This is a genomic window from Kocuria marina (genome assembly GCA_014652975.1).
GTDB lineage: Bacteria > Actinomycetota > Actinomycetes > Actinomycetales > Micrococcaceae > Kocuria > Kocuria marina.
Genome location: BMZV01000003.1, coordinates 76,228 through 102,830, shown reverse-complemented (window position 1 = coordinate 102,830; position 26,603 = coordinate 76,228). Strand labels below are relative to the sequence as shown.

27 protein-coding genes and 1 riboswitch are annotated in these 26,603 nt (G+C 69.2%); of the genes, 23 read left to right on the top strand and 4 right to left on the bottom strand.

The features are described 5' to 3' along the window. Positions 1-85 precede the first annotated feature (85 nt). From frr to IE157_RS08150, 14 genes are all read left to right on the top strand, one after another. Complete coding sequence (frr, locus tag IE157_RS08215; protein ID WP_035963538.1) at positions 86-643, top strand: ribosome recycling factor; 558 nt, start codon at positions 86-88, stop codon at positions 641-643. Next, positions 643-1,617 (top strand): phosphatidate cytidylyltransferase, encoded by a 975-nt coding sequence (locus IE157_RS08210; protein WP_167318671.1) that lies wholly within the window; start codon positions 643-645, stop codon positions 1,615-1,617. The genes frr and IE157_RS08210 overlap by 1 nt, the downstream gene beginning before the upstream one ends. Before the next feature lie 85 nt (positions 1,618-1,702). Then, the gene (locus IE157_RS08205) at positions 1,703-2,449 is read left to right on the top strand and encodes a DivIVA domain-containing protein (RefSeq protein WP_193519693.1); all 747 of its coding nucleotides are present in this window, start codon (positions 1,703-1,705) and stop codon (positions 2,447-2,449) included. A 161-nt stretch (positions 2,450-2,610) separates the two neighbouring features. Beyond that, complete coding sequence (locus IE157_RS08200) at positions 2,611-3,000, top strand: DUF485 domain-containing protein (RefSeq protein WP_193519692.1); 390 nt, start codon at positions 2,611-2,613, stop codon at positions 2,998-3,000. Further along, positions 2,997-4,637 carry a solute symporter family protein gene (locus IE157_RS08195; RefSeq protein ID WP_064845976.1) on the top strand — a complete coding sequence of 547 codons (1,641 nt, stop codon included), beginning with the start codon at positions 2,997-2,999 and terminating at the stop codon, positions 4,635-4,637. The genes IE157_RS08200 and IE157_RS08195 overlap by 4 nt, the downstream gene beginning before the upstream one ends. 161 nt (positions 4,638-4,798) lie before the next feature. Beyond that, positions 4,799-5,062, top strand: coding sequence for a GlsB/YeaQ/YmgE family stress response membrane protein (locus IE157_RS08190; RefSeq protein ID WP_035963529.1), 264 nt, complete (start codon positions 4,799-4,801; stop codon positions 5,060-5,062). Positions 5,063-5,224: 162 nt separating this feature from the next. Beyond that, positions 5,225-6,484, top strand: a complete 1,260-nt coding sequence (gene dxr, locus IE157_RS08185) for a 1-deoxy-D-xylulose-5-phosphate reductoisomerase (protein ID WP_064845975.1) — start codon at positions 5,225-5,227, stop codon at positions 6,482-6,484. A 53-nt stretch (positions 6,485-6,537) separates the two neighbouring features. After that, positions 6,538-6,652, top strand: a riboswitch (SAM riboswitch). Between the two features lie 96 nt (positions 6,653-6,748). Continuing rightward, positions 6,749-7,633: a MetQ/NlpA family ABC transporter substrate-binding protein gene (locus IE157_RS08180; RefSeq protein WP_064845993.1), complete on the top strand. Its 885-nt coding sequence runs from the start codon at positions 6,749-6,751 to the stop codon at positions 7,631-7,633. Further along, complete coding sequence (locus IE157_RS08175) at positions 7,630-8,682, top strand: methionine ABC transporter ATP-binding protein (protein ID WP_064845974.1); 1,053 nt, start codon at positions 7,630-7,632, stop codon at positions 8,680-8,682. The genes IE157_RS08180 and IE157_RS08175 overlap by 4 nt, the downstream gene beginning before the upstream one ends. Then, complete coding sequence (locus tag IE157_RS08170; protein WP_035963525.1) at positions 8,682-9,338, top strand: methionine ABC transporter permease; 657 nt, start codon at positions 8,682-8,684, stop codon at positions 9,336-9,338. Before IE157_RS08175 ends, IE157_RS08170 begins: the two co-directional genes overlap by 1 nt. Positions 9,339-9,513: 175 nt before the next feature. Further along, positions 9,514-10,680, top strand: a complete 1,167-nt coding sequence (gene ispG, locus IE157_RS08165) for a flavodoxin-dependent (E)-4-hydroxy-3-methylbut-2-enyl-diphosphate synthase (RefSeq protein ID WP_064845973.1) — start codon at positions 9,514-9,516, stop codon at positions 10,678-10,680. A 38-nt stretch (positions 10,681-10,718) separates the two neighbouring features. Next, positions 10,719-11,537, top strand: coding sequence for a GNAT family N-acetyltransferase (locus IE157_RS08160; protein WP_318281395.1), 819 nt, complete (start codon positions 10,719-10,721; stop codon positions 11,535-11,537). Positions 11,538-11,635: 98 nt separating this feature from the next. Continuing rightward, positions 11,636-13,462 carry a proline--tRNA ligase gene (locus tag IE157_RS08155; RefSeq protein WP_193519690.1) on the top strand — a complete coding sequence of 609 codons (1,827 nt, stop codon included), beginning with the start codon at positions 11,636-11,638 and terminating at the stop codon, positions 13,460-13,462. Between the two features lie 21 nt (positions 13,463-13,483). Beyond that, complete coding sequence (locus IE157_RS08150; protein ID WP_193519689.1) at positions 13,484-14,290, top strand: TSUP family transporter; 807 nt, start codon at positions 13,484-13,486, stop codon at positions 14,288-14,290. Between the two features lie 21 nt (positions 14,291-14,311). On the opposite strand, the gene IE157_RS08145 is transcribed toward IE157_RS08150, so the two are convergent. Continuing rightward, the gene (locus IE157_RS08145) at positions 14,312-15,322 is read right to left on the bottom strand and encodes a hypothetical protein (protein ID WP_193519688.1); all 1,011 of its coding nucleotides are present in this window, start codon (positions 15,320-15,322) and stop codon (positions 14,312-14,314) included. Between the two features lie 96 nt (positions 15,323-15,418). Between IE157_RS08145 and IE157_RS08140 the strand changes: the two genes are divergently transcribed. From IE157_RS08140 to IE157_RS08100, 9 genes are all read left to right on the top strand, one after another. Then, positions 15,419-15,910: a ribosome maturation factor RimP gene (locus IE157_RS08140; protein WP_193519687.1), complete on the top strand. Its 492-nt coding sequence runs from the start codon at positions 15,419-15,421 to the stop codon at positions 15,908-15,910. Positions 15,911-16,056: 146 nt separating this feature from the next. Then, positions 16,057-17,034 carry a transcription termination factor NusA gene (gene nusA, locus IE157_RS08135; RefSeq protein WP_035963501.1) on the top strand — a complete coding sequence of 326 codons (978 nt, stop codon included), beginning with the start codon at positions 16,057-16,059 and terminating at the stop codon, positions 17,032-17,034. A 125-nt stretch (positions 17,035-17,159) separates the two neighbouring features. Next, positions 17,160-17,492 carry a YlxR family protein gene (locus IE157_RS08130; protein ID WP_193519686.1) on the top strand — a complete coding sequence of 111 codons (333 nt, stop codon included), beginning with the start codon at positions 17,160-17,162 and terminating at the stop codon, positions 17,490-17,492. Between the two features lie 116 nt (positions 17,493-17,608). After that, on the top strand, positions 17,609-20,527 hold the full coding sequence (gene infB / locus IE157_RS08125) for a translation initiation factor IF-2 (protein WP_193519685.1): 2,919 nt from the start codon (positions 17,609-17,611) through the stop codon (positions 20,525-20,527). Positions 20,528-20,745: 218 nt separating this feature from the next. Then, a complete protein-coding gene (gene rbfA / locus IE157_RS08120) occupies positions 20,746-21,201 on the top strand; it encodes a 30S ribosome-binding factor RbfA (RefSeq protein ID WP_167318661.1) in 456 nt (151 codons plus the stop codon). Positions 21,202-21,205: 4 nt separating this feature from the next. Further along, a complete protein-coding gene (gene truB / locus IE157_RS08115) occupies positions 21,206-22,408 on the top strand; it encodes a tRNA pseudouridine(55) synthase TruB (protein WP_318281394.1) in 1,203 nt (400 codons plus the stop codon). Beyond that, a complete protein-coding gene (locus tag IE157_RS08110; protein WP_035963481.1) occupies positions 22,408-22,779 on the top strand; it encodes a hypothetical protein in 372 nt (123 codons plus the stop codon). Before truB ends, IE157_RS08110 begins: the two co-directional genes overlap by 1 nt. Before the next feature lie 41 nt (positions 22,780-22,820). Continuing rightward, positions 22,821-23,291, top strand: coding sequence for a hypothetical protein (locus tag IE157_RS08105; RefSeq protein ID WP_193519683.1), 471 nt, complete (start codon positions 22,821-22,823; stop codon positions 23,289-23,291). A 48-nt stretch (positions 23,292-23,339) separates the two neighbouring features. After that, positions 23,340-24,353: a bifunctional riboflavin kinase/FAD synthetase gene (locus IE157_RS08100; protein WP_131333207.1), complete on the top strand. Its 1,014-nt coding sequence runs from the start codon at positions 23,340-23,342 to the stop codon at positions 24,351-24,353. A gap of 19 nt (positions 24,354-24,372) precedes the next feature. Here the strand turns inward: IE157_RS08100 and IE157_RS08095 are convergent, their stop codons facing one another. From IE157_RS08095 to IE157_RS08085, 3 genes are read right to left on the bottom strand one after another with little or no spacing between them, the layout of a single operon-like run. After that, positions 24,373-25,245 (bottom strand): aldo/keto reductase, encoded by an 873-nt coding sequence (locus tag IE157_RS08095; RefSeq protein ID WP_064845962.1) that lies wholly within the window; start codon positions 25,243-25,245, stop codon positions 24,373-24,375. After that, the gene (locus IE157_RS08090) at positions 25,238-26,014 is read right to left on the bottom strand and encodes a 5'-methylthioadenosine/adenosylhomocysteine nucleosidase (protein WP_318281393.1); all 777 of its coding nucleotides are present in this window, start codon (positions 26,012-26,014) and stop codon (positions 25,238-25,240) included. The genes IE157_RS08095 and IE157_RS08090 overlap by 8 nt, the downstream gene beginning before the upstream one ends. Further along, complete coding sequence (locus IE157_RS08085; RefSeq protein ID WP_035963447.1) at positions 26,011-26,469, bottom strand: S-ribosylhomocysteine lyase; 459 nt, start codon at positions 26,467-26,469, stop codon at positions 26,011-26,013. Before IE157_RS08085 ends, IE157_RS08090 begins: the two co-directional genes overlap by 4 nt. Between the last annotated feature and the right edge of the window lie 134 nt (positions 26,470-26,603).

Here is a 26,603-nt window from a genome sequence, read left to right as displayed (position 1 = left end):
CCCCCTGCCCGTTAGAGTGGGGAGAACGAACCGTCGCCACCGGCGTCAGTACCGCCGGCCGGCCAGCTCATAAGGAGAAACACCCGTGATTTCAGATGTCCTCTCGGATGCCACGACCAAGATGGGTAAGGCGGTGGACGCCGCCAAGACGGACTTCTCGACGGTTCGTACCGGCCGGGCCAACCCGGCGCTGTTCTCGAGCCTGCTCGTGGAGTACTACGGCACGCCCACCCCGCTGCAGCAGCTCGCGTCGTTCCAGACCCCCGAGGCCCGCACCCTGCTGATCACCCCCTACGACCGCAGCGCTCTCAACGACATCGAGAAGGCCCTGCGGGACTCGGATATCGGCGCGAACCCCGCCAACGACGGCAACGTGATTCGCGTGGTCATGCCCGAGCTCACCGAGGAGCGCCGCAAGGAGTACGTGAAGATCGTCTCGAACAAGGCGGAAGAGGGCCGGGTGTCCGTGCGCAACGTGCGCCGCCACGCTAAGGAGGCCATCGAGAAGCTCGTCAAGGACGGTGAGGTCGGCGAGGACGACGGCAAGCGCGGCGAGAAGGACCTGGACGCTGCGACCAAGAAACACATCGACCAGATCGACGATCTGCTTAAGAACAAGGAAGCCGAACTGCTCGGCGCCTGATGGCATCGGCTGATTCCCCCGGCTCCCCGCACCGCGACACCCGCCAGCCGTCTCCCGCCCCGGCGGGGGAGCAGGGGCGGGCGCACGACCCCCTGGTCACCACGGGCTCGCTGCGGCAGGTCCTCACCCGCCCCTTACAGCGCAGCACCGAGCACAAGGCCCCCTCGCGGGCGGGCCGTAACCTCCCGGCCGCCGTGGCCGTGGCCGTCGTGCTCATCGGCGCGCTCGTCACGGGACTGTTCTTCGTCCCGCTCGTACTGGCCCTGCTGGCCGGGACCGCGGCGGGTATCGGGGTGTGGGAGATCGCGCGGTCACTGACCTACAAGGGCGTGCAGATCCCGCAGGTCCCCGCGGTGATCGCGGCGGTGCTCATGCCGCTCGCGGCGTTCTTCGGCGGGGCGGAGGCGCTGTCCATGGCGCTCGTGCTCGCCGTGACACTCGTGGTGGTGTGGCGGGCCTTCGGGCCCAAGCAGGGGATGATGCTGTCCATCATGGGCTCGGTGTTCGCGCTCGTGTGGGCCTCGTTCCTGCTGAGTACGGCGGTGCTGCTCTACCATTCCCCGGACGGACCCCACAAGGTCCTCACGATCATCCTGCTGGCCGTCAGCTCCGATACCTTCGGCTACGCGGTGGGGGTCGTATGGGGCAAACACCCCATGGCACCCAAGATCTCTCCCAAGAAGTCGTGGGAGGGTTTCGGCGGATCCGTGGGCGGTGCCGTGGTCGTGGGCGTGCTGTGCGCGCTTTTCCTCGTGGAGATGCCGTGGTGGCAGGGCGCGGTCCTGGCGGTCGCGATCGTCGTCGTGGCCACCGTGGGCGACTTCTCCGAGTCCATGATCAAGCGGGAGATCGGGATCAAGGACATGGGGACCCTCCTGCCTGGTCACGGCGGAGTGATGGATCGCATCGACTCCATCGTCTTCGCCGTGATCACCGGCTACGTGATCTTCGAACTGTTCACCGTCCTGGGGTGACGCGGTCGCGGGCCGACCGCCCGCGTGCCCGGGACGCACGGACGCCGCCCCTCGCGGGTCGCGTCCCGGCCGCGGAAGGGCGGGTATGAGTACTCAGCAACGTTTCGATCGCCTCGGCGAGCGGGCCTGGGGTTACGACCCCGCCCAGGTGGACGACTTCCTGGACCGCCTCGCCGCGGTCATGCATACGACGACGACGCCGCCCGCCCCCGGTGGCCACGTGGACCCGGTCGCGGGCCCCGGGACGGTCGCTGAGCCGGTCGTTGACTCGGCCGATGTCACGGACCCCGTCACCGCCGAGGACTCTGCTGCGTCCGCGGACACCGCCGGGGCGACCGACGCGGACCGTGAACCCGAGAGCGCGGAGGCGGCGCAGCGGCGTCGTCGGCTGGGCAGCCGGCAGGTGCGCGAGCGCGTGTTCGACCGCGTCAAGGGCGGTTACGACCCCGGAGCGGTGGACGCCCACCTGGACGCCGTGGAGGACGAGCTGTTCGCGCGGGAGAAGGCCGCGTTCGTGGCCGAGCACGGCGCCCGGCGCTGGGAGGAGCACCTGGAGCTGTTGGCCGGGCTGTTGCTGGGGCGGCTCAACCGCCCGCACGGTGAACGCTTCCGCCGGCCGAGTTCGCACCGCACGCTGGGTTACGCGGCGGCGGACGTGGACGTGCTGTGCGACCGGCTCATGGACGCGTTGCGCGGTGAACCCGAGGTGGACCCGCGGCTCGTGAGGACGGCGGTCTTTCGATCCGCCCAGGGTCAGCGCAGCTACGAGGAACAACAGGTGGACGCGTTCCTGGACCGGGCCGTGGAGTTCGTCCTGGCCATGCGGCCGTAGCGGCGCGCCATGACGCTGAATGTATACACAGATCGATTAAAATTGTAAGGTGGGCTAACCAAACCGCGAATTTCAGGGGTTTTTCGACGTTGTGACGGGCATGTCTTGTGTCATTGGATACACAGTGCGTACTGTGATGACCATCACGCAAGGAGGCACACATGGCGTCCACGCCCCCTGTCGACCCCAACGGTTCCACGGCAACCCAGGGCATCGACTTCCCCGCGGTCCAGCGTTCGCACGAGTTCCAACGGCTGCGCTCGACCCACCGATCCTTCGTCTTCCCCCTGGCCATCGCGTTCCTGGTCTGGTACCTGCTCTACGTGGTCCTCGCCATCTACGCGCCGGGCTTCATGTCCACGCGGGTCGTGGGCAACGTCAACCTGGGTCTGATCCTGGGTCTGCTGCAGTTCGTCACCACATTCGGGATCACCGCCGCGTACGTGAGCTTCGCCAACCGCAAGCTCGATCCGCAGGCCACCGCGTTGCGTGAGGACCTCGAATCCACTTCCGGCCACCGGGCCGGCGACCACCAGGAGGCCCGGCCATGATCGCCGTCCCCGCCCTCTCGACACCCGCGGTGCACCTGGCGGAGACCGCCACGTCCACCGTGGGCAACCCCGCGATCAATATCTCGATCTTCCTGGCGTTCGTGCTCGTGACGCTCGTGGTCGTGATCCGGGCGTCCAAGTCCACCGCCACGGCCGCGGACTACTACGCGGGTGGGCGCTCGTTCTCCGGGACCCAGAACGGTCTGGCCATCGCGGGTGACTACCTCTCCGCGGCGTCGTTCCTGGGCATCGTGGGCGCGATCGCCCTGCAGGGCTACGACGGGTTCCTGTACTCGATCGGCTTCTTCGTCGCGTGGCTCGTGGCCCTGCTACTGATCGCCGAGCCGCTGCGCAACACCGGCAAGTTCACCATGGCGGACGTGCTGTCGTTCCGATTGCGGCAGAGGCCCGTGCGGGTCGCGGCGTCCATCTCAACCCTGGCCGTGACGTTCTTCTACCTCCTGGCGCAAATGGCCGGGGCGGGGGCCCTGGTGTCCCTGCTGCTGGGGATCGGCTCCCGGGCCGGGCAGTCCCTGGTGATCGTGATCGTGGGCGTCATCATGATCGTCTACGTGCTCGTGGGCGGCATGAAGGGCACCACATGGGTGCAAATCATCAAGGCGTGCCTGCTCGTATCCGGCGTCGCCGTGATGACCGTGTGGATCCTGGTCTTGTTCGGGTTCAATTTCTCGACCATGCTCGGCGCGGCCGTGGAGACGAACAACAACCCCGCGATGCTCGATCCCGGACTGAAGTACGGCGTGAGCGAGATCTCCAAGCTGGACTTCATCTCGCTGGGTCTGGCCCTCGTCCTGGGCGCCGCCGGCCTGCCGCACGTGCTCATGCGCTTCTATACGGTGCCCACCGCCAAGGAGGCCCGCAAGTCCGTGGTTTGGGCGATCACTCTGATCGGCCTGTTCTACCTCTTCACCCTGGTGCTCGGGTTCGGTGCGGCCGCGCTGATCGGTGCGGACCGGATCAAGGGCGCGCCTGGTGGTGTGAACTCGGCGGCTCCGTTGCTCGCGTACGAACTCGGCGGGTCCATCCTCATGGGTCTGATTGCGGCGGTCGCGTTCGCCACGATCCTCGCCGTGGTCGCCGGTCTGGCTATCACGGCCTCCGCGTCCTTCGCACACGACATCTACACGTCCGTGATCAAGAAGGGCACCTCGGACCCGCGTCAGGAACTGCGGGTGGCCAAGACCACCGTGGTGGTCATCGGCCTGATCTCGGTCGCCGGCGGCATTGGCGCGCAGGGTCAAAACGTGGCGTTCCTCGTGGCCCTCGCCTTCGCGGTGGCGGCCTCCGCCAATCTGCCCACCATCCTCTACTCGCTCTACTGGAAGCGCTTCACCACGCGCGGCGCGGTATTGTCCATGTACGGCGGGCTGATCATCTCCGTGGTGCTCATTATCTTCTCCCCGGTGATGTCCGGATCGGAGACCTCCATGATCCCCGGCGCGGACTTCGCGTTCTACCCGCTGTCCAACCCCGGCATCATCTCGATCCCGGCGTCCTTCCTGCTCGGTTTCCTGGGCTCGCTCAGCGAGCGCCGGCCGGAGGACCCGCGCAAGCAGTCCGAGATGGAAGTGCGTTCCCTCACGGGAGTGGGAGCGGAGAAGGCCGTCTCGCACTGACCTGGTTCACCGCCCCTTGACACGGCCGCCGTGTCCGGTTTCATCCGGACGCGGCGGCCCGTGTAGCGTTGATGTCTGGTACTACACTGTGAACCAGTTCGCTGACCACATGCGGTTGCGGAACACCGCAAACGCGCACAACGAGAACCAGAGGTGGAGAAATGGGCATCATTAGCTGGATCATCCTCGGTCTGATCGCCGGCGCGCTCGCCAAGCTGATCCTTCCGGGCAAGCAGGGTGGCGGGATCATCGTCACCATCATCCTCGGCATCGTGGGGGCCTTCCTGGGCGGCTGGCTGGGTAGCTTCATCCCCGGCCTGAGCGACGGGATCAACAGCTTCAGCATCGGCACGATCATCACGTCCGTGATCGGCGCGATCATCGTGCTGCTCATCTACGGCGCCGTCGTCGGCCGCCGTCGCTGAATCATCCGCGGGTCCTGAACGGGCCATCCGCACAAGGGCGTCACCTCCGGGTGGCGCCCTTGTCGTATCTCCCGTGTCGTGCGTCCGGAGTCGTGTGCTCGGTGCCGTGCGTGCGGGGTGCGGCGCTCACGCGATACTGGGGTCATGACTTCCTCCACCGGCATGACCCCCGATCTCGACTCCGCCACCCGGCAGGCCCCCCGGCGCCTCGTGATCCTGGGGTCCACGGGATCCATCGGGACGCAGGCGCTCGACGTCGTGTCCGAGGCCGCGGGGCTGCGCCGGCCCGTCTCGGATGCCACCCACGAGCCCTTCGAGGTCGTGGCGCTCGCCGCGGGCGCGGGTCACCTCGAGCTGCTCGCGCAGCAGGCCGTGACGTTCGGTGTCCGTGCGGTGGGCACGAGCGGTACGGCGGACGACGCCACCCGGTTGCGTGAGCTGATTGCGGACCGGTCACGCGCGGCGTCGTCGGCGGCACCCGAGGTCCTGTATGGGCCGGACGCTGCAACCCGGATCGCGCAGTGGGAGGGTTCGGACCTCGTGCTGAACGGGATCACCGGGAGCATCGGGCTCGCACCCACCCTGGCGGCGCTGGGAGCGGGTCGGCGGGTGGCGCTCGCGAACAAGGAGTCCCTGATCGCGGGCGGTCCGCTCGTGTTGCGCGCCGCGGCGGACACGGGCCTCCAGGACGCGCTGATCCCCGTGGACTCCGAACACTCGGCGATCGCCCAGGCCCTGCGCTCCGGGACGGCCTCCGAGGTGCGCCGGCTCGTGCTCACGGCGTCCGGCGGACCGTTCCGCGGCATGACGCGCGAGCAGCTCACGCGCGTGACACCCGAACAGGCCCTGCAGCACCCCACGTGGGACATGGGGGTCATGGTCACCACGAACTCCGCGACCATGGTCAACAAGGCACTGGAGGTGCTCGAGGCGAGCCTACTGTTCGACGTCCCCCTGGACCGGATCGACGTCACGGTGCATCCGCAATCGGTCGTGCACTCCATGGTGGAGTTCGTGGACGGATCCACCCTGGCGCAGGCGTCCCCGCCGGACATGCGCCTGCCCATCGCGCTCGGAATCGGCTGGCCCCACCGCGTGACCGGCGCCGCCGCGGGGTGCGACTGGACCCGGGCCGCACAGTGGACGTTCGAACCGCTCGATTCGCAGGCGTTCCCCGCCGTGGAGCTCATGAAGCACGCGGGTTCGCGCGGCGGGACGTGGCCCGCGGTGTTCAACGCCGCCAACGAGCAGGCCGTGCACGCGTTCCACCGCGGGGCGCTCGGCTTCATGCAGATCGTGGACATGGTCGAGCGTGTGCTGGAGGATCACGACGGCGTCACGCGGCCCACCCTCGAGGACGTCCTGGGGGCGGAGGAGTGGGCCCGGGCCCGCGCGGACGAACGTATCGCCGGGATGGCATAGGGCCCTTCCGGCGGTTGCCGGCCCATGGCAGGGCCGTGCTAAAATTCCGAGTGGATGACGAGATCCGGCGCGTAGCTCTGGCTGGCCGGACGGCAACCCTCTCCCGTAGCGGGGTGCCCCAGATGACCATCCGGTCGCGGTTGCAACAGATCACGGCAAGTGCGGTTCCCCGGAAATCAGCACGTGCCCGTCCCGTGTGCCCTCATCCAGGGGGGACTGTTCGCCCCGCGAGTCCCCGTCACAGACCCCTGGAAAGGCATGATCATGCGAACCAAGCGTTTGATTCCCGTCGTGTTGGCCACCACCCTGGGCCTCACCCTCACCGCGTGCGGCGGCGGCTCCGACAACTCGGACCCGGCCGCGGACGGCAAGATCACCGTCGGGATCGTGGGCTCGACCCCCGTGCAGGACGCGTTAAAGCAGGTCGCCGCGGACAACGACATCACGGTCGAGTACGTGGACTTCAGTGACTACAGCCAGCCGAACCCCGCTCTGAAGAGCGGTGACATCGACATGAACTGGTTCCAGCACATCGCGTACCTCGCCGATTACAACAACAACTCCGGGGACACCATCACTCCCGTGGGCTCCACGTCCATCTTCCCGCTGGGGCTGTACTCCAAGAGCGTGAAATCCGTGGGTGACTTCAAGCAGGGTGACGAGATCGCCGTGCCGAACGACTCGATCAACCTGTCCCGCGCCCTGAACCTCTTGCACCAGCAGGGTCTCGTGGAGTTCACCAAGGACACGATCGCCCCCACCGAGCAGGACATCGACACCGCCAAGTCCAAGGTCACGGTCCGCCCGGTCTCCGCCGAGCAGACCGTGCTGTCCATGGACTCCGTGGCCGCCTCCGTGGTCAACAACGACTTCCTGGACCGCGCGAACATCGATCCCAAGTCCGCGCTGGCTCAGGACGATCCCACCGCGGACAGTGCCAAGGTGTACGACAACCTCTTCGCCGCGACCGAGGCGAACGCGGACAACGAGACCCTGAAGAAGGTCGCGAGCTTCTACTACGACGACAAGGTCCAGGACGCGGAGAAGACCGAGACCAAGGGCACCGCGGTGCCCACCAAGGTGGACCAGCAGGAGCTCAAGGACTTGCTGGCCCGCTACTCGCAGGACCTCAAGGAGCAGACCAAGTGAGCCCGTCCGCCACGGCGGACACCCTGGTCAGTTTCCGGGACGTGAGCAAGGTCTTCGTCACGGGGTCCAAACGCCGCCCGCGCACCGTGACCGCGGTGGACTCCGTGGACCTGGACATCCGCCGCGGTGAGATCTTCGCGGTGATCGGCTACTCGGGGGCGGGCAAGTCCACCCTCGTGCGGCTGATCAACGGCCTGGAACCGATCTCGTCCGGGACGCTCGAGGTCGCCGGTAACCGTGTGGACGGGCGCAGCGAGTCCCAGCTGGCGCCCATCCGCCGCAAGATCGGGATGATCTTCCAGCAGTTCAACCTGTTCACGTCACGCACCGTGGCGGGCAACATCGAGTACCCGCTCAAGCGTGCCGGGTGGAAGCCCGAGGAACGCAAGGCGCGGGTCGCGGAACTGTTGGAGTTCGTGGGCTTGACCGAGCGCGCCGGGAACTACCCCGAGCAGCTCTCGGGTGGTCAGAAGCAGCGCGTGGGGATCGCCCGCGCGCTCGCGAGCAATCCCGAACTGCTGCTCGCGGACGAGTCCACCTCGGCGTTGGACCCGGAGACCACCCAGGAGGTCCTGGGTCTGCTCAAGCGCGTCAACCGTGAGCTGGGGATCACCATCGTGTTGATCACCCACGAGATGGACGTGGTGCGGGCCACCGCGGACCGCGTGGCCGTGATGGACAGCGGTCGGGTGGTGGAGACCGGGACCACCGCGGAGGTCTTCGCCCACCCGCGGGCGCAGACCACGCGCAAGTTCGTCTCCTCGGTCACGCGCACCGTGCCGCGCGCGGACGAGATCGAGAAGCTGCGCCGGGAACACCCCGGGCGGCTCGTGCTGGTGGACGTCACCGACCAGAACCGGATCGGGGACGTGCTCTCGGACGCCGCCCGTGACGGTGTCAGCTTCAACATTGCCTTCGGGGGGATCTCCATCCTGCAGTCACAGTCCTTCGGAACGCTCACGCTGTCCCTGACCGGTTCGGACGAGTCCGTGGACCGCGCCGTCGAGAGTCTGCGCGCCGTCACCACGGTGCGGGAGGTGAGTGAGTGATGGAGTGGTCTGCTCTGGGCCCGCAGTTGTTGGACGCAACCGGGCAGACGCTGTATATGGTCTCCGTGACCCTCGTGCTGGCCGGGCTCATCGGCCTGGCCGTGGGCATGGGGCTCTACGTGACCCGGCGGGGCAGCATCCTGGAGAACGGTCCACTGTTCACCGCGCTGAACCTCCTGGTGAACTTCGTGCGTCCCATCCCGTTCATCATCCTGCTGGCCGCCCTGGGTCAGGTCACGGAATCGGTCGTGGGCACGCGCCTGGGCCCCAACGCCGCGATCTTCACCATGACCATCGGCGCTACGTTCGCGGTGGCCCGCATCGTGGAGCAGAACCTCATGACGGTGGATCCCGGGGTGATCGAGGCCGCGCGGTCCATGGGGGTCTCGCGCTGGAAGATCATCACCACGGTGATCCTGCCGGAGGCGCTCGGCCCGCTCGTGTTGGGGTACACGTTCCTGGTCATCGGCATCACGGACATGTCCGCGATGGCCGGTGCGATCGGTGCCGGTGGTCTGGGTGACTTCGCGTTGCGCCTGGGCTATCAGCGCTTCAACGACCAGGTCACGTGGGCCGCGGTGATCGTGATCATCATCCTGGTCCAGCTCGTGCAGTTCTTCGGCAACTGGCTCGCGCGCAGGATCATGCGCCGCTGACGCTCACGCGCCCCGTACCATGGCGACGCCGCCCCTGGAACATTCCGGGGGCGGCGTCGTGTTCGGCGCATCACGTGCGGCTGTAGCACGTGGGAGGAGTGGGGCACAATGGACAGTGCAACATCGCGGGGCGCGCGTCACGGGCCCCGGACGCCACTTCCTTGGGAGGCAATTCGTGACCTCGGTCAATCTCGGTATGCCCGCCGCGCCCCAACCGGTGCTCTCGCCCCGGCGCAAGACCCGCCAGATCCAGGTGGGTGCGGTGGGTGTGGGGTCGGAGCACCCGATCAGCGTCCAGTCGATGACCACGACCCCCACCACGGACATCAACGCCACGCTGCAGCAGATCGCCGAGCTCAACGCCGCCGGTTGCGACATCGTGCGCGTGGCGTGCCCGTCCCAGGACGACGCCGACGCCCTGCCCATCATCGCCATGAAGTCCCCGATCCCGGTGATCGCGGACATCCACTTCCAGCCCAAGTACGTCTACGCCGCGATCGACGCCGGGTGCGCCGGTGTGCGCGTGAACCCGGGCAACATCCGCAAGTTCGACGACCAGATCGAGGGCATCTCCCGTGCGGCGGAGGCCGCGGGCGTGTCCATCCGGATCGGCGTGAACGCGGGCTCCCTGGACAAGCGCCTGCTGCAGAAGTACGGCAAGGCCACCCCGGAGGCGCTCGTGGAGTCCGCCGTGTGGGAGGCCTCGCTGTTCGAGGAGCACGACTTCCACGACTTCAAGATCTCCGTCAAGCACAACGACCCCGTGACCATGGTGCGCGCCTACCAGTTGCTTGCCGAGCGCGGGGACTGGCCGCTGCACCTGGGTGTCACGGAGGCCGGCCCGGCCCTGCAGGGCACCGTCAAGTCCGCGACCGCCTTCGGCATCCTGCTCGGTCAGGGCATCGGGGACACCATCCGCGTGTCCCTGTCCGCGCCTCCGGTCGAAGAGGTCAAGGTGGGCAATCAGATCCTGCAGTCGCTTGGGCTGCGCCCGCGCAAGCTCGAGATCGTCTCGTGCCCCTCGTGCGGGCGCGCGCAGGTGGACGTCTACAAGCTCGCCGAGGAGGTCAACGAGGGCCTGGCACACCTGACCGTGCCGCTGCGCGTGGCCGTGATGGGCTGCGTCGTCAACGGCCCGGGAGAAGCCCGCGAAGCGGACCTGGGCGTGGCCTCGGGCAACGGTAAGGGCCAGATCTTCGTGCGCGGTGAGGTCATCAAGACCGTTCCCGAGGACCAGATCGTGGAGACCCTGCTCGCCCAGGCCAATGAGATGGCCGAGAGCATGGAATTGGACGAGAACGGCCAGCCGGTCGAGGGCGCGCCGGTTGTGACCGCCGGGTGATCCTGCGCCGCGCCCCGCGGGTGCTCTCACCCGCCGCCGTGAACCAGTCGGCACTGGACCGCCTGCTGGCGCGGCACGCGGTGTCCGGGGTGTTCGTCGCGGCGCACGTGGCCCGGATCCGGGCCGCCCGCGGTCGGCGGCAGCCGCCCGTGATCGGTGTGGTGGACTCCTCCGGCGAGCTCGTGGGCGCGTGCTGGGCGGGAACCAACGTGGTCCCCGTGGTGCTCGACCGGACCGGGACGGACCTCGTCGCGGACGTCCTGGCCCGCGGCGGCCCCCGCTTCGCCTCGTTCTTCGGTCCCGCTGATCCCGTGCTCGGACTGTGGGAACGATTGCGGGACACGTGGCCCGAACCCTTCGACGTCCGTCCCGTGCAACCGCTACTCGTGATGGACCGTGATCCCGCACCCGAGTTGTTCACGGGGCCCGCCCGCGATGTGCGATGGGCGCAGGACGAGGACTTCCCTCGCGTGCTGCCCGCGGCCGCGGCCATGTTCACCGAGGAAGTGGGGTACTCCCCCTTCACCACCGGGGCGGAGGGTTACCGCCAGCGAGTACGCTCCCTCGTGCGCGATCGCAGGACCGCGGTGCTCACCGACGAGCACGGCACCGTGATCTTCAAGGCGGACATCGGGTCGCTGCACGGGTCCGTGTGCCAGATCCAGGGCGTGTGGGTGGACCCCGAGCACCGGGGGAGGGGACTGGCCGTGCCGTGTATGGCCGCGACCGTGGCGCTCGCCCGGCAGTACGTCCCGACCGTGAGCCTCTACGTGAACTCGTTCAACGCACCCGCCCTGGCCACATACCGCCGAGTGGGTTTCCGGCGGCACGGGGATTTCGCCACGGTCCTCCTGTGAGACCCCGGGCCCGGCGTGCGCCGGTGCCGCGCAGCGATAGACTCGCGGGGATACCCGCCGCTTCGATCGTTCCCTTCACGGGTGGATAGGATCCCTTCATGCCCCTTCGCCTGAGTTCCTTGTTCCTGCGCACGCTGCGCGAAGACCCCGTGGACGCAGACGTGGACAGCCACAAGCTCCTGGTGCGCGCCGGGTACATCCGCCGCGCGGCGCCCGGGATCTACACGTGGTTGCCCCTGGGGCTGAACGTCCTGGGGAAGGTCGAGCTGATCGTGCGCGAGGAGATGAACGCGATCGGCGCCCAGGAGGTGCACTTCCCGGCGCTGTTGCCGCGCGAACCCTACGAGGCCACCAACCGCTGGACCGAGTACGGTGAGAACCTTTTCCGGCTGCAGGACCGCAAGGGCGCGGACTACCTGCTCGCGCCCACGCACGAGGAGATGTTCACGCTGCTCGTGAAGGATCTTTACTCGTCCTACAAGGACCTCCCGGTCTCGCTGTACCAGATCCAGACCAAGTACCGGGACGAAGCCCGCCCCCGCGCGGGTCTGCTGCGCGGGCGGGAGTTCATCATGAAGGACTCCTACTCGTTCGACATCGACGACGCGGGGTTGGACGAGTCCTACGCCAAGCACCGCGCGGCGTACGTGCGGATCTTCGAACGCCTCGGCCTGCCGGTCGTGGCCGTGTCCGCGACCTCGGGGGCCATGGGCGGATCCCGGTCCGAGGAGTTCATGCACCCCTCGTCCGTGGGTGAGGACACCTTCGTGCGCTCGGCTGGAGGCTACGCCGCGAACGTGGAAGCCGTGACGACGGTGGTCCCGGAACCGATCGACTACGCGGACGCTCCTGCGGCCCAAGTGCACCGCACCCCCGCGAGCCCCACGATCGAGACGCTTGTGGAGCGCTCCAACGAGTTGCACCCCCGCGAAGGCGAGCCGTGGACCGCCGCGGACACGCTCAAGAACGTCGTGCTGTCCGTCTCGTTGCCCGGTGGTAAGCGTCAGCTCGTGGCCGTGGGCGTTCCCGGGGACCGCGACGTGGACCTCAAGCGCGTGGAAGCCGGGATCGGTGAGGCCCTCGGACAGGGCGGTGAACTCGAGGTCGCCGCCGCGACCGAGGACGAGCTGCGTGCCGTGCCCGAACTCGTCAAGGGCTACATCGGTCCGGGTCTGAGCCGCGACGACGCCCTGCTCGGTTCCGAGTCCCGCACGGGCATCCCGTACTTCGTGGACCCCCGCGTGGTGCCGGGCACCTCGTGGATCACCGGCGCGAACGTGGCCGAGACCCACGTCTACCACCTGGTCGCCGAGCGCGACTTCACGTGGGACGGCACCCTCGAGGCCTGCACCGTGCGTGACGGGGACCCCGCACCGGACGGTTCCGGGCCCCTCGAGATCGCGCGTGGCATGGAGATGGGCCACGTCTTCCAGCTCGGGCGCAAGTACGCCGATGCCCTCGGGCTCAGGGTGCTGGACAGCAACGGCAAACTCGTGACCGTGACCATGGGCTCCTACGGTGTGGGCGTGACCCGCGCGCTCGCGGCTGTGGCGGAGTTCTACCACGACGACAAGGGCCTGTTGTGGCCGCGCGACCTCAGCCCCGCGGACGTCCACGTGGTGGCCACGGGCAAGGGCACGGAGGTGCTCGAGGCCGCGGAGGAGATCGTCGCGCACCTCGAGGACGCCGGGATCAGCGTCCTGTTCGACGATCGTCCCAAGGTCTCCCCGGGTGTGAAGTTCGGCGACGCCGAGCTGCTGGGCGTACCCACCGTGCTCGTGGTGGGCCGCGGGCTCAAGGACGGGATGCTCGAGCTCAAGGACCGGCGCAGCGGGCAGTCCCGGGACATCGCGCGCGATGACGTGGTTGCCGAACTCACCGCCGAACTGCGCGGATCGGACACCCCCGCGGACGACACCCTGTAGTCCCGGCCCGGGTGTTCCGTCATGGACCTGTCCTCCCTCGCGGGCTCCGGTCTGGACTCCGCCGCCTCCGGCTTCGTCGTGCTGCTGGTGCTCACGGGTTTCGCCGCGGGGTTCATCGACGCCGTGGTGGGCGGTGGAGGGTTGCTCCAACTGCCCGTGATGCTGCTGATCCCGGGCATCACACCGGTCCAGGCGCTCGCGACGAACAAGATGGGCTCGGTCTTCGGCACGACCACGTCCGCGGTGACGTTCTACCGTCGTATCCACGCGGACCTGCGCACCGCGCTGCCCATGGCCGTCGTGGCCCTCGTCGCGTCGGGGGCGGGTGCGGCCGTGGCCGCCACACTCCCGGCCGCGGTGTTCAAGCCGATCATCGTGCTCGCGCTGATCGCCGTGCTCGTGTTCACGGTGGCCAAGCCGTCCATGGGTCAGCTCACCGCGCTGCGACACACCGGCGCGCGGCACTACGGACTGGCTGTCGCGCTGGGCGCCCTGATCGGTTTCTACGACGGCGTCATGGGCCCGGGAACGGGGTCGTTCCTGATCATCGGGCTCGTATCGTTACTGGGCTACAGCTTCCTCGCGGCGAGCGCGAAGGCCAAGATCGTCAACCTGGCCACGAACGTCGGCGCCATCGCGGTCTTCGCGGCGCACGGTTCCGTCCTGTGGGGGCTGGGTCTCGTGCTCGGGCTCAGCAACATGGCCGGGGGTTACCTCGGCGCACGCACCGCGGTGGCCCGGGGCAGCGCGTTCATCCGCGTGGTCTTCTTCACGGTGGTCACGGTGTTGATCGCCAAGCTGGGGTTGGACATCCTCACGGGTCGCTGACCGGCGCGTGCGCTGCGTGCGTCATTCCCTCCCCAGCAGGGCGGGCACCGGGTGTGCGGGGTCCAGGTGCTGCGCTGCGACGGCCGTCTCCAGCAGCCCCGTGAGCAGCCAGTCCCGGTCCTCGGGCGACGACGCCCCCACGGCGGACACGAGCGCGGCGCTCGCCTCGCGCAGTGTCCCGCCCACCGCTCGGGTGGGGTCCTCCGCGAAGCCGGCGGGCAGGACGTGACCGCCCGCGACGGGTGCGGGATCGCACGACAACATCGGAGTCACCGCCGGCTCACGCAGCGTGGCATCGAGCGTGTCCGTGACCGCGTCCATGGTGCCCCTCTGTGCGGCGTCGGCCGGGATCCGCGCAGCGGCCGCCTCGGCGGTGAACCGCGCACGGTCCAGGGCCGTGACCGCGGCGAGCTGCGCAGGTTCGCACGACGACGCCGCGTCGTCGTCGGTGTCCTCGCCGTCCCCTTCCTCGGTGGGTACTTTCGGTGCCGCTCCGCTGACAGGGCCGTCACCGTCCCGTTCCCCTGCGGATCCGTCCGACGTTGCGGGGGAACCGGCCCCCGAACCCGCCTCGCTCTCTTCTGTTCGGCGTGCGGTGGGGTCCGCGCCAGCCGGTGGTGGCTCCGCCGCCCACCACGACGCCGCGACGCTCGCGGCGGTGGCCGCCAGCTCCCCGTTCGGCGAGGTCCTGGCGACGTCCTCGAGCCATGCTGCGGCGTCGGCCAGTGAACCCGGCGGGGCCCCGGTACCGCGTGCCTCGAGGTGGCGGGCCTGGGAGGGAGTTGCCGCCGGGCCGAATGCGGCCTCCTGATCCGCCAGGACGGCGTCGGGAAGGACCGAGGGATCGGGGCGCAGGCCCGTGCGCACGGAGGCGACGGTCGCGCGCGCGCCGAGGCGTGCGGCGTCGTCGTCGGACAACGAACGCCAACGAGCCCACAAACCCGCGGCGAGCACGAGCACCAGGACCAGGGTGAGCGCCACGGCCAGGACGCGCCAGGCGCTGGCGGGGGGTGCGGTCGGGCGAGAACTCACGAATTCCTCCGGGGGACGGGTCTGTTCCATGATAGGGAGCAGCACGCAGGACGAACGCGGCGCGGTGACGCCGCGAGCCGCACAAGGAGGACGGACATGACGACAGTGGACGAGACGCGCATCCGCGCGAGCGTGGAACCGGTGGTCGAGGCCGCCGGGCTCTTCCTGGAGCAGTGCGAGTTCACGGGCCAGGGCGGGAACCGGATGCTGCGCGTGCTCGTGGACCTGCCGGACGGTACGGACTCTCTGAGCCTGGACCGCGTGGCGGAGGTGGCGCGGCAGGTCTCCGACGCCCTGGACCGCGACGACCCCGTGCCCGGCCCGCCGTATGAACTCGAGGTCTCCTCGCCGGGGGCCACACGCGACCTGGAGACGCCGCGGCATTGGCGGCGCAGCGTGGGTCACTTCGTGCGGATCCGGCCCGCGGAGGGGGAGCGCTACTCGGCGCGGCTGCTCGAGGCGCACGAGGACCACGCCGTGGTCCAGCGCTGGCACCAACCCAAGAAGGGAATGCCGGTGAAGTACCTGGACCCCGAGCGCGTGGCCTACGCGGACGTGCGCGGTGCCAAGGTGGAGGTGGAGATCTGACGTCCCCGCGGGGATGTACGATAGCCGGAAGAACACGAGACAGACCCATGCAGCAGCGCTCCGCACCCCGTGTGCGGCGCGCTGTTTGGTTCCCGGCTCCGAATACGGTGCGGAACCCCCGCGTGGTGTGAAGGAAGGCCGGACACATGGACATCGACATGAGCACCCTGCGCTTGCTGGAACGCGAGCGCGACATCCCCGTGGACGTGCTGATCCCCACGATCGAACAGGCCCTGCTGCTCGCGTACATGCGCTCGCCGGGGGCCATCAACGGCGCCCGCGCCGAGGTCGAGCGTCGCAGTGGACACGTGACCATCTGGGCTCCCGAGCTGGACGAGAACGACGAGCGGGTGGGCGAGTTCGACGACACCCCGTCCGGTTTCGGTCGTATCGCCGCCGCGACCGCGCGCCAGGTCATCCTGCAGAAACTGCGCGACGTCGAGGACGACAACGTCCTGGGTCACTTCAAGGGCCGCGAGGGGGAACTCGTCTCCGGTCAGATCCAGCAGGGCAACAACCCCAAGATGGTCCAGGTGAACCTGGGCACCGTGGAGGGACTGCTGCCGCCGCACGAGCAGGTCCCCGGGGAGCGCTACGAGCACGGTCAGCGGATCCGCGCGTTCGTCGTGGAGGCCAAGCGCGGGTTCAAGGGCCCGTCCATCACGCTGTCCCGCTCCCACCCGGATCTGGTGCGCCGACTGTTCGAGATGGAGGTCCCCGAGATCGCGGACGGTTCCGTGGAGATCGTGACCCTGGCGCGCGAGGCCGGGCACCGCACCAAGATGGCCGTGGCCGCCAAGCGCCCCGGGGCCAACGCCAAGGGTGCGTGCATCGGTGACATGGGTTCGCGCGTGCGCGCGGTGATGAACGAGCTCGGAGACGAGAAGATCGACATCATCGACTACTCGGACGATCCCGCCCGGTTCATTGGCAACGCCCTGTCCCCGGCGCGGGTGTCCCGGGTGAACGTGCTGGACGAGGGTGCCCGCTCCGCGCGCGCCGTCGTCCCGGACGCCCAGCTGTCCCTCGCGATCGGCAAGGAGGGGCAGAACGCCCGCCTGGCCGCGCGGCTCACGGGGTGGCGCATCGACATCGTCCCCGAATCCCGCGCGACGGATCGCTGAACACCCCCAGGATTCGGGGGAATCCCGCGCGGCGCGCTAGACTTTGCTCTGATCAGGTCGACCATCGTCCTTCCGCGCGGTTCCGTGCCGCCTGAAAACCGGACGACGGGTCATGAGGAGCGGGGATGAGCGTCAACAGTCTTCGTACCTGTGTGGGGTGCCGAGAGGTGAGCCCCCCTGATCAACTCGTCCGCGTGACGATGGAGGACACACCGCAGGGCCCCCGGGTCGTGGCGGATCTTCACCGCCGAGCGGGAGGCCGAGGAGCCTGGGTGCACGCCACCCGGCAGTGCGTTGCCACCGCGGTGCGCAAACGGGCGTTCCATCGCTCGTTCCGTACCGCCGTGACCACGGACGACCTCGAGCAACAGCTGCGCGTCCTCCTGTCGGTGCAGGAGGACGAACACCAGGAAAGCGAGTCAGAAGCCCATGGAAAACCGATGAGTGCCGGCCGATGAGTGCCTTCGAGTACTCAACCCGCGGCCACGCGGGACGCACGTGTGCGTCCGGTGGCCACGTCAACGGAAAATAAGCGGTTCGTACCTGTTTCGGTGCGGACCGAGACAGGAGAACAGTGGCCAAGCCCCGTGTCCACGAGCTCGCGAAAGAGCTCGGAATCACGTCCAAGGAAGCTATTTCCAAACTTCAGGAACTCGGCGAATTCGTTCGCGGAGCGTCCTCCACGGTGGAACCGCCCGTGGCCAAGAAGCTGCGTTCGGCGTACCCCGCCGGTGGCGATTCCGCCGCGCAGTCCAAGAACTCCGCCGGGGGCAACTCCGGCAAGCCCGCGCAGCAGGGCGCCAGGAAGCCCGCGGAGAAGTCCTCCGCGCCCAAGCCCGGGGGCAGGGTCCAGTCCAAGCCCGCCGGTTCCGACGCCGCGGCCAAGCCCGCTGCCGGATCCGCCGCGCCGACCCCGGGTGCCCCCAAGGCCCCCGCGAAGTCGGCGTCCGAGCCCCAGGCCTCCGAGACCCCGGTCGCGAAGCCCGCTGCCTCCAAGCCAGCTGCCTCCGACTCGGCCACGCCGCGCAGTGCGGCGACCCCGGGCCCCCGTGCCAACGCCCCCAAGCCCGGTAGTGCCAAGCCGGGTCAGTCCGCACCGCGTCCGGGGAACAACCCGTTCGCGTCCCAGCAGGGCATGGGCCGCGGTTCCGACGGTGGTCAGCGTGCGCCGCGCCCCGGCCAGCAGCGCTCGGCCAAGCCCGGAGCACCGCGTCCCGGTAACAACCCGTTCGCGTCCCAGCAGGGGATGCGTTCGAGCAATGCCGGTCAGGGCGGACCCCGTCCCGGCGGTCCCCGTCCGGGTGGCCCCCGTCCCGCTCAGGCGGGCCAGGGTGGCCCGCGTCCCGGTGCGCCCCGTACGGGTGCACCGCGAACGGGTCAGGGCGGCCCCCGTCCCGGTGGACCCCGCCCCTCGCCGAACATGATGCCCGGTCACACCACGGGTGTGGCTCCGATCGGTAGCCGCCCGGCACCCGGTGGGGGACCCCGCCGCGGTGGTGGCGCCGGCGGCGGTGGTACCGGTGGCGGCGGTGGTTTCCGCGGCCGCGGTGGCCGCGGTGGCACGCAGGGTGCCTTCGGTCGCGGTGGTGCCCGCGGCAAGCACCGCAAGTCGAAGCGGGCGAAGCGCCAAGAGCTCGAGCAGATGAGCGCACCCGCCGTCGGCGGCGTGTCGGTTCCCCACGGCGACGGCAGCACTGTGGTGCGGCTGCGCCGCGGTGCCTCGCTCATGGACTTCGCGGAGAAGATCAACGCGAACCCGGCGTCGCTCGTGACCGTGCTCATCCACCTGGGTGAGATGGCCACGCAGACCCAGTCCCTGGACGAGGACACCTTCCAGCTGCTAGGTGCCGAGCTCGGCTACCAAATCCAGGTGGTCTCCCCGGAGGACGAGGAGCGCGAGCTGCTCGAGTCCTTCGACATCGACCTCGAGGCGGAACTGGAGGCTGAGGGCGAGGACGTCCTGGCACCGCGCCCGCCGGTGGTCACCGTCATGGGTCACGTGGACCACGGTAAGACCCGCCTGCTGGACGCGATCCGTAACACCAAGGTGATCGAGGGTGAGGCCGGCGGCATCACCCAGCACATCGGTGCGTACCAGATCTCCACCGAGGTGGACGGTCAGGAACGGCTCATCACGTTCATCGACACCCCGGGTCACGAGGCGTTCACCGCGATGCGTGCCCGTGGTGCACAGGTCACGGACATCGCCGTGCTCGTGGTCGCCGCGGACGACGGCGTGATGCCGCAGACCGTCGAGGCGCTCAACCACGCCCAGGCGGCGAACGTGCCGATCGTGGTCGCCGTGAACAAGGTCGACAAGCCGGACGCCAACCCGGAGAAGATCCGCGGTCAGCTCACCGAGTACGGCCTGGTGCCCGAGGAGTACGGCGGCGACACCATGTTCGTGGACGTCTCCGCCCGTGAGAACCTGCACATCGACGACCTGCTGGACGCCATCGTGCTCACGGCGGACGGCGCTCTGGAACTGCAGGCGAACCCGGACAAGAACGCCCGCGGCGTCGCCATCGAAGCCAACCTGGACAAGGGCCGCGGCGCGGTGTGCACCGTGCTGGTCCAGTCCGGCACGCTCACCGTGGGCGATTCGATCGTGGCCGGTGCCGCGTACGGTCGCGTGCGTGCCATGTTCGACGAGATGGGCCGCACCGTGGAGGCGGCGCTGCCGTCCCGCCCGGTGCAGGTGCTGGGTCTGTCCTCCGTGCCGCGCGCGGGTGACACGTTCCTGGCCACCCAGGAGGAGCGCACCGCGCGTCAGATCGCCGAGAAGCGTGAGGCCGCGGACCGCAATGCCCAACTCGCCAAGCGCCGCAAGCGGATCACGCTCGAGTCCTTCGACGAGGCCGTGGCCGAGGGCAAGATCGACACCCTCAACCTCATCATCAAGGGTGACGTGTCCGGTGCCGTGGAGGCGCTCGAGGACTCGCTGCTCAAGATCGACGTGGGCGAAGAGGTCCAGCTGCGGGTCATCCACCGCGGCGTGGGCGCGATCACCCAGAACGACGTCAACCTGGCCACGGTGGACAACGCCGTGATCATCGGCTTCAACGTCCGTCCCGCCGAGCGCGTGACGGACCTGGCCGAGCGCGAGGGCGTGGAGATGAAGTTCTACTCCGTGATCTACAACGCGATCGACGACGTCGAGAGCGCGCTCAAGGGCATGCTCAAGCCGGAGTACGAGGAGGTGGAGCTCGGTACCGCCGAGATCCGCGAGGTCTTCCGCTCGTCCAAGTGGGGCAACATCGCCGGTGCGTACATCACCAAGGGTGTGGTGCGCCGCAACGGCAAGGCCCGCCTGGTGCGCGACGGCAACGTGGTGCAGGACAACCTCACCATCGATTCGCTACGCCGGTTCAAGGACGACGCCACCGAGGTGCGCGAGGGTTACGAGTGCGGTATCGGACTCGGTTCCTTCAACGACATCCGCGAGGGCGACCTCATCGAGACCTGGGAGATGCGCGAGAAGCCGCGCGACTGACGGGTTCCCGCGGCCGGTGCACTCACGCGAGCGCACCGGCCGCGACCATGTGACAGCGGGTCCGGGTGCCCGTGTGATTCCCACGGGGATCACGCGGGCACCCCGCCCGCACCGCGATCCGTTCCGTGATGGGCGGATCGCACCGGGTGGCGCGTCACGGCGCACCACCCCCGCACAGTGCAACGCCCCGGCGTTGCCCGGACACGAGGAGTACCACCATGGCCGACGCCGCCCGCGCCGCTCGACTGGCCGATCGCATCAAGGTGATCGTGGCCCAGGCGCTCGAACGCAGGATCAAGGACCCCCGGGTGGGTTTCGTGACCGTCACGGACGCGCGGGTCACCAACGACCTGCAGCACGCCACCGTGTACTACACCGTCTACGGGGATGAGACCCAGCGGCAGGACACCGCGCGGGCCCTGGAGTCCGCCAAGGGCATCCTGCGCTCCGAGGTCGGGAAGAACATCACCGCTCGCCTGACCCCCACGCTCACCTTCGTCGCGGACGAGATCCCCGCGGACGCCGCACGTCTCGAGTCGCTGCTGCGCACCGCGCGTGAGAAGGACGCCCAGGTGGCTGAACAGGCCCAGGGTGCTCAGTACGCCGCGGGGGAGGACGCCTACCGCACGTCCGACGCGGATGACGAAGCCCCCGAGAGCCGGTCGCGGGACTGACCCGGTGACCGATCGCCAGGAAATCCCGAGCCCGGCACCCTCGCTCCCGAGGGTGGCCGGGCTCGTCGTCGTGGACAAACCGCTCGGCTGGACCTCGCACGACGTCGTCTCGCGCATGCGCCGCCTCGCGGGGACCCGCAAGGTGGGTCACGCGGGCACGCTGGACCCCGCGGCGTCGGGCGTGCTGGTCGTGGGGGTCGAGAAGGCCACCAAGCTGCTGACCTACGTCACGGGCACGGACAAGACGTACCGGGCGAGCATCCGCCTGGGTGCCGCGACCGTGACCGACGACGCCGAGGGGGACGTCACGAGCACGGCTGCGCCCGAGCGGCTCGCCGCGCTCACCGATGACGCCGTCCTGGCCGCGGTCGCCGAGCTGACCGGTGAGATCCAGCAGGTCCCGTCCGCGGTCAGCGCGATCAAGGTGGGCGGGCAGCGCTCGTACGCCCGTGTGCGCAAGGGCGAGGACGTGGAGCTGCCCGCGCGACCGGTCACCGTCCACGAGTTCACGGTGCACGGGATCTCCCGCGAGCCGACCGACGCTGAGCCCACCGCGGTGGATGTCGATGCGACCGTGACGTGCTCCTCCGGGACGTACATCCGCGCCCTCGCGCGCGACCTCGGGGAGGCCCTGGGCGTGGGCGGGCACCTCACGGCGCTGCGGCGCACGCGCGTGGGGTCGTTCACGCTCGAGCAGTCGCACACGCTCGACGAGCTCACGGAGCAGGTGCGCGCCGGCGGCACGGTCTCGACGCTGCCGATCGACGACGCCGCCCGCGGACTGTTTCCCGTGCGCGAGCTCACCGTCCGGGAGGCCACGGACCTGTCGCACGGGCGCAGGATCGCCGCGACGCAGGTTCATCCTGGCGGCGCGTCGCAGGTCGACGGCGCCGCGTCTCGTTCCGGGGCAGGCGCCGGCGACACCGCATCCGCCGGCGACGCCGCGGCGTCGGGCTCCGAGGGGCGCGAGGGATCCCGGGCGGAGCTGCCCGTCGCATGCTTCGCACCGGACGGGACACTCGTGGCCCTCGCCGAGGACCGTGGCCCCGCCGACCGCCGGTACACGACGTCGGTGCTCGGGATCGCGGCGGGGGTGACGTTCACGGCTGCCGCGGCGCCAGATGATACAGGCGTGGAAAAACCCGGGGCGGGTGACCCCGGAGCGGAACAGGACGGAACCAAGCGAACGGAACGGACGCACGACTGATGCTGTGGGGTTATGACGGGTGGTTCTGGGCATCGGTGGTCCTGGGTGCGCTCTCGTGCGTGATCTGCCTCGTGCAGGCCGCGCGCGGCCGTGCGCCGGACGACTTCTCCCAGGGTTCCGTGCTCGTGCTCGAGGCGTTCCTGCTGGTCTACGCGGTGGGCTCGGTGTTCCTGCCCGTGCTGGGTCCGGATCCCTCCGGGAGCCTGCTCGAGTACTGGGGCTACTTGCTCACGGCGCTGCTGATCCCCGCGGGGACGTTCGTGTGGTCCCTCGTGGAACGCTCGCGGTGGTCCACCCTCATCCTGGCCGCCGCCGGTCCCGTGGTGGCCGTGATGGTCTACCGCATGAACTTCATCTACTACTACCAGTGACGCCGCAGCGGCCGGGACGGGCCGCCGGGGGAAGGACGAGCATGGCTGAGCCCTCACGCACCACGCTGCAGAACCGTTTCGGGCGGTCGGGGCCCCGCGCGGGATCCGACCGGAAGAACTCGGGGTTCGGGCGGCTGCTGATCGTGGTGTACGCCGTCTTCTCGCTCTCCGCGGGGGTGCGCTCGCTCTACCAGCTCGCCACCGAGTTCTCCGTGGCCCCGCTCGCGATCATCCTGTCCACGATCTCCGCCGCGATCTACGTCCTGGCGACGATCGCCTTGGCCAAGTCCGGTCCGGGCTGGCACAGGGTCGCCACGGTGGCCGTGGTCGTGGAGCTCGTGGGTGTGCTGGGCGTGGGCCTGCTCAGTGTCCTGGAACCGCAGTTGTTCCCCAAGGCGAGCGTGTGGTCCCACTTCGGTGCCGGCTACGGCTACGTGCCGCTCGTGCTCCCGATCGTGGGGCTCGTGTGGTTGTGGCTGACACGGCCCTCCCGGCGGAGCGGTAGGCTCTAGACGTCGCCCGCACACACCCTGACCACGCAGAAGACATCGAGGAGAACAGTGATTCGCTGGAGAAGCCTGGACGAGGTCACCCCGGGATTCGGTCCCTCCGTGGTGAGCATCGGCAACTTCGACGGTGTCCACCGCGGTCATCAACACGTGTTCGCGCGGCTGCTCGAGACCTCCCGGCGTCTCGAGGCCCGCTCCGTGGTCGTGACCTTCGATCCGCACCCGGCTCTCGTGCACCGGCCCGAATCTCACCCCGGACTCATCATGGGTCTCGAGGACAAGCTCGACGCCCTTGAGGCCACAGGCGTGGACGCCGTCCTCGTGCTGCCGTACAGCCTCGAGTTCTCCGAGCTGAGCCCCGAGGAGTTCGTGGTCGACTACCTCGTGAAACCACTGGGCGCGGTGTGTCTCGTGATCGGGTCGGACGTCCGGCTCGGGCGTGACAACACGGGGGACCTGCCGGTGATCAGGGAGCTCGGCCGTGAACACGGCTTCGAGGTCGAGGTCGTGGACGACGTCGCGGGTCTGGTCCCCGAGGACACGGATGCACTCAACGGTCTGGTGGGCTGGAGCGACGACCGTCGCTGCTCGTCCACGTGGGTGCGCTCGTGCCTCGAGGCGGGGGACATCCGCGGTGCTGCCAAACTGCTCGGCCGGCACCACCGCATGCGCGGGGAAGTGGTGCACGGGGCCGCACGCGGGCGTGAACTGGGCTTCCCCACGGCCAACCTGGCACCCGAGGCCACGGGGTTCATCCCGGCGGACGGGGTCTACGCGGGCTGGCTCGTGGACCAGGACGGCACCCGCTGGCCCACGGCGATCTCCGTGGGGTCGAATCCCACGTTCGACGGTGTGAACCGCCAGGTCGAGGCCCACGTGATCGACCGCCCGGACGAGGCCGTGGAGGACTTCGACCTCTACGGGCAGACCGTGGTGGTCGAATTCGTGGAACGCCTGCGCGGGATGGTGGCCTACCGGGGGATCGACGCGCTCGTGTCCCAGATGCGCGACGACGTGAATCGGTCCCGCGACATCCTGCGGGAACAGGCGCGCGGGACCGACTGAGCTCACCCGGTGGGGCTGATCACATCTCCTCGTGCACGGAGGGGTCGAACCCCGAACCGCTGATGCCGGTGTGCAGCATGCGCACCCGTTCCATCTGCTCGTCCGTGAGTTCCCACTCGAACACGTCGATGTTCTCCGCCATGCGCTCGGTGTTCGAGGACTTGGGGATCGCCACGATGCTCGACTGCACGTGCCAGCGCAGCGCCACCTGGGCCGGGGTGCGTCCCACCTTGCGTGCGATCTCCACGAGCCACGGGTCCTGCAGGAGGTCCGTCTTGCGCCCCAGCGGGGACCACGCCTCGGTGAGGATCTTGTGCTCCTCGTGGAACGCCCGCAGGGTCTCTTGCTGGTACTGCGGGTGCAGCTCCACTTGGTTGACCACGGGCATCTCCCCGGTCTCCCGCTCCAGGCGCAGGAGGTGTTCGGGCAGGAAGTTGGAGACACCGATCGAGCGGATGAGGCCCTCGTCGCGCGCGGCCATCATGGCGCGCCACGTGTCCACGTACCGGTCCACGCTGGGGTTGGGCCAATGGATCAGGTAGAGGTCCAGGTAGTCCGTGCCGAGCCGTTCGAGCGTGCCCTCGAGTGACCGCCGCACGCTGTCCGTACCGTGATCCCGGCCCGGGAGCTTGGACGTGAGGAACAGGTCCGAGCGGGGGATGTCGCAATAGCGCACACCGAGGCCCACGCCGCGTTCGTTGCCGTAGTTCACCGCGGTGTCGATGAGCCGGTAGCCGCGCCACACGGCCTCGGGGATCAGGGCCTCGGCCTCGGCGTCGTCCATGGGGTACGTGCCGAACCCCAGCTGGGGGATCTCGTGACCGTCGCGCAGCACGTGCTTGGCGACGTCCGGGGCGGCGTCCTTCAGGTCCTTGGTCTTGTCGTCACTCATGCGTTCCTCGTTCTTCTCGACGTGTGGGTGGCTGGACGGGCGGGAGCCCGCCGAGCAGTTCGGTCACGGCCTGGGCACTGATCCGGGCCACGATGTCCAGTTCCATGTGGAACTGCTGGTCCGCGGCGGGACCGCACAGGTCCGAGATCGCGCGCACGGCCAGGAAGGGCACGCCACGGTCGTGGCACACGTGCGCGAGCGCCGTGGTCTCCATGTCCGTGCTCAGGGCCTCGGGGAACACCTCGCGGGTCGCCCCCACGTTGCGCGCCGTCACGAACGCGCCGCCCGAGAGCATCGTCCCGCGCCACGCGGCGTAACCCTCTGCGGCCGCGAGGCTGCTCGCGGCCGTCACGAGCTCCGACGACGCCGCGAAGGCCGGGGGCATCCCGGGCACCTGTCCCGGTTCGTACCCGAAGGCGGTCGCGTCCGCGTCCGCGTAGCGGAACTCGGTGCCGATCACCAGGTCACCCACGTTGACGTCCGCGCGCAGGCCCCCGGCGGAACCGGCGGAGATCACGGCGCTCGGTTCGAACCGCTCCAGCATCACGCTCAGGGTCGACGCGGCATTGACCAATCCGATCCCGGTACGCACCACGAGCACGGGGCGCCCCGCGGCCTCGACGGCGTACAGCTCGGCACCGCCGATCACGTGGGGGTTCTCGCAGCGGGAGTCGGCGTCCGCGAGGAACGGTTCGGCCTCCTCCGCCATGGCGACCACGACGGCCGGTGCGCCCACGCACGCGGCGAACCGTGCGGCGTCGTCCGTCACCGCGTGACCTCGTCCCAGTGCTCGCGCTCGGCCAGGAATCCGCGCACCGCATCCTGGGCGGCCTCGAGGCTGTGGTTGGCGCCCCAGCCGCACTGCACCTCGTTCGCGGCCGGGACTTCGTCCGCCTCGAGGATGTCCCGGAAGGTGCGCTCGAGCAGGCGCTCGAACTCCTCGGTCTCCACTCCCAGCATGAGCGCGTAGAAACCGGTCTGGCAGCCCATGGGGGAGAAGTCGATCAGGGCGTCCGTGTGATTGCGCATGTGCTCCGCGGTGAGGTGCTCGATCGAGTGTACCGCCGGCATCTCCAGGTGCGCCTGGTTGGGCTGGGTGAAGCGGACGTCGTACTTCACGAGGGTGTCACCACCCGGCAGTTCCTTCCGATCCGCGATCCGCACGTAGGGGGCGGCCACGCTGCGGTGGTCCAGGTTGAATGATTCGACGTTCATCTTCTGCATGCCCCCATTGTTCCAGGTCGGTCCCGCTTCGCACGTCCGGGGCGCTCCCGCGGGGCGGCGACGTCGCTCCCGTTGGACGGCGCTGGCCCTCCCGCGGGGCGGCGACAGCGCTGCCGCACCGTGTGGGTGCGGGG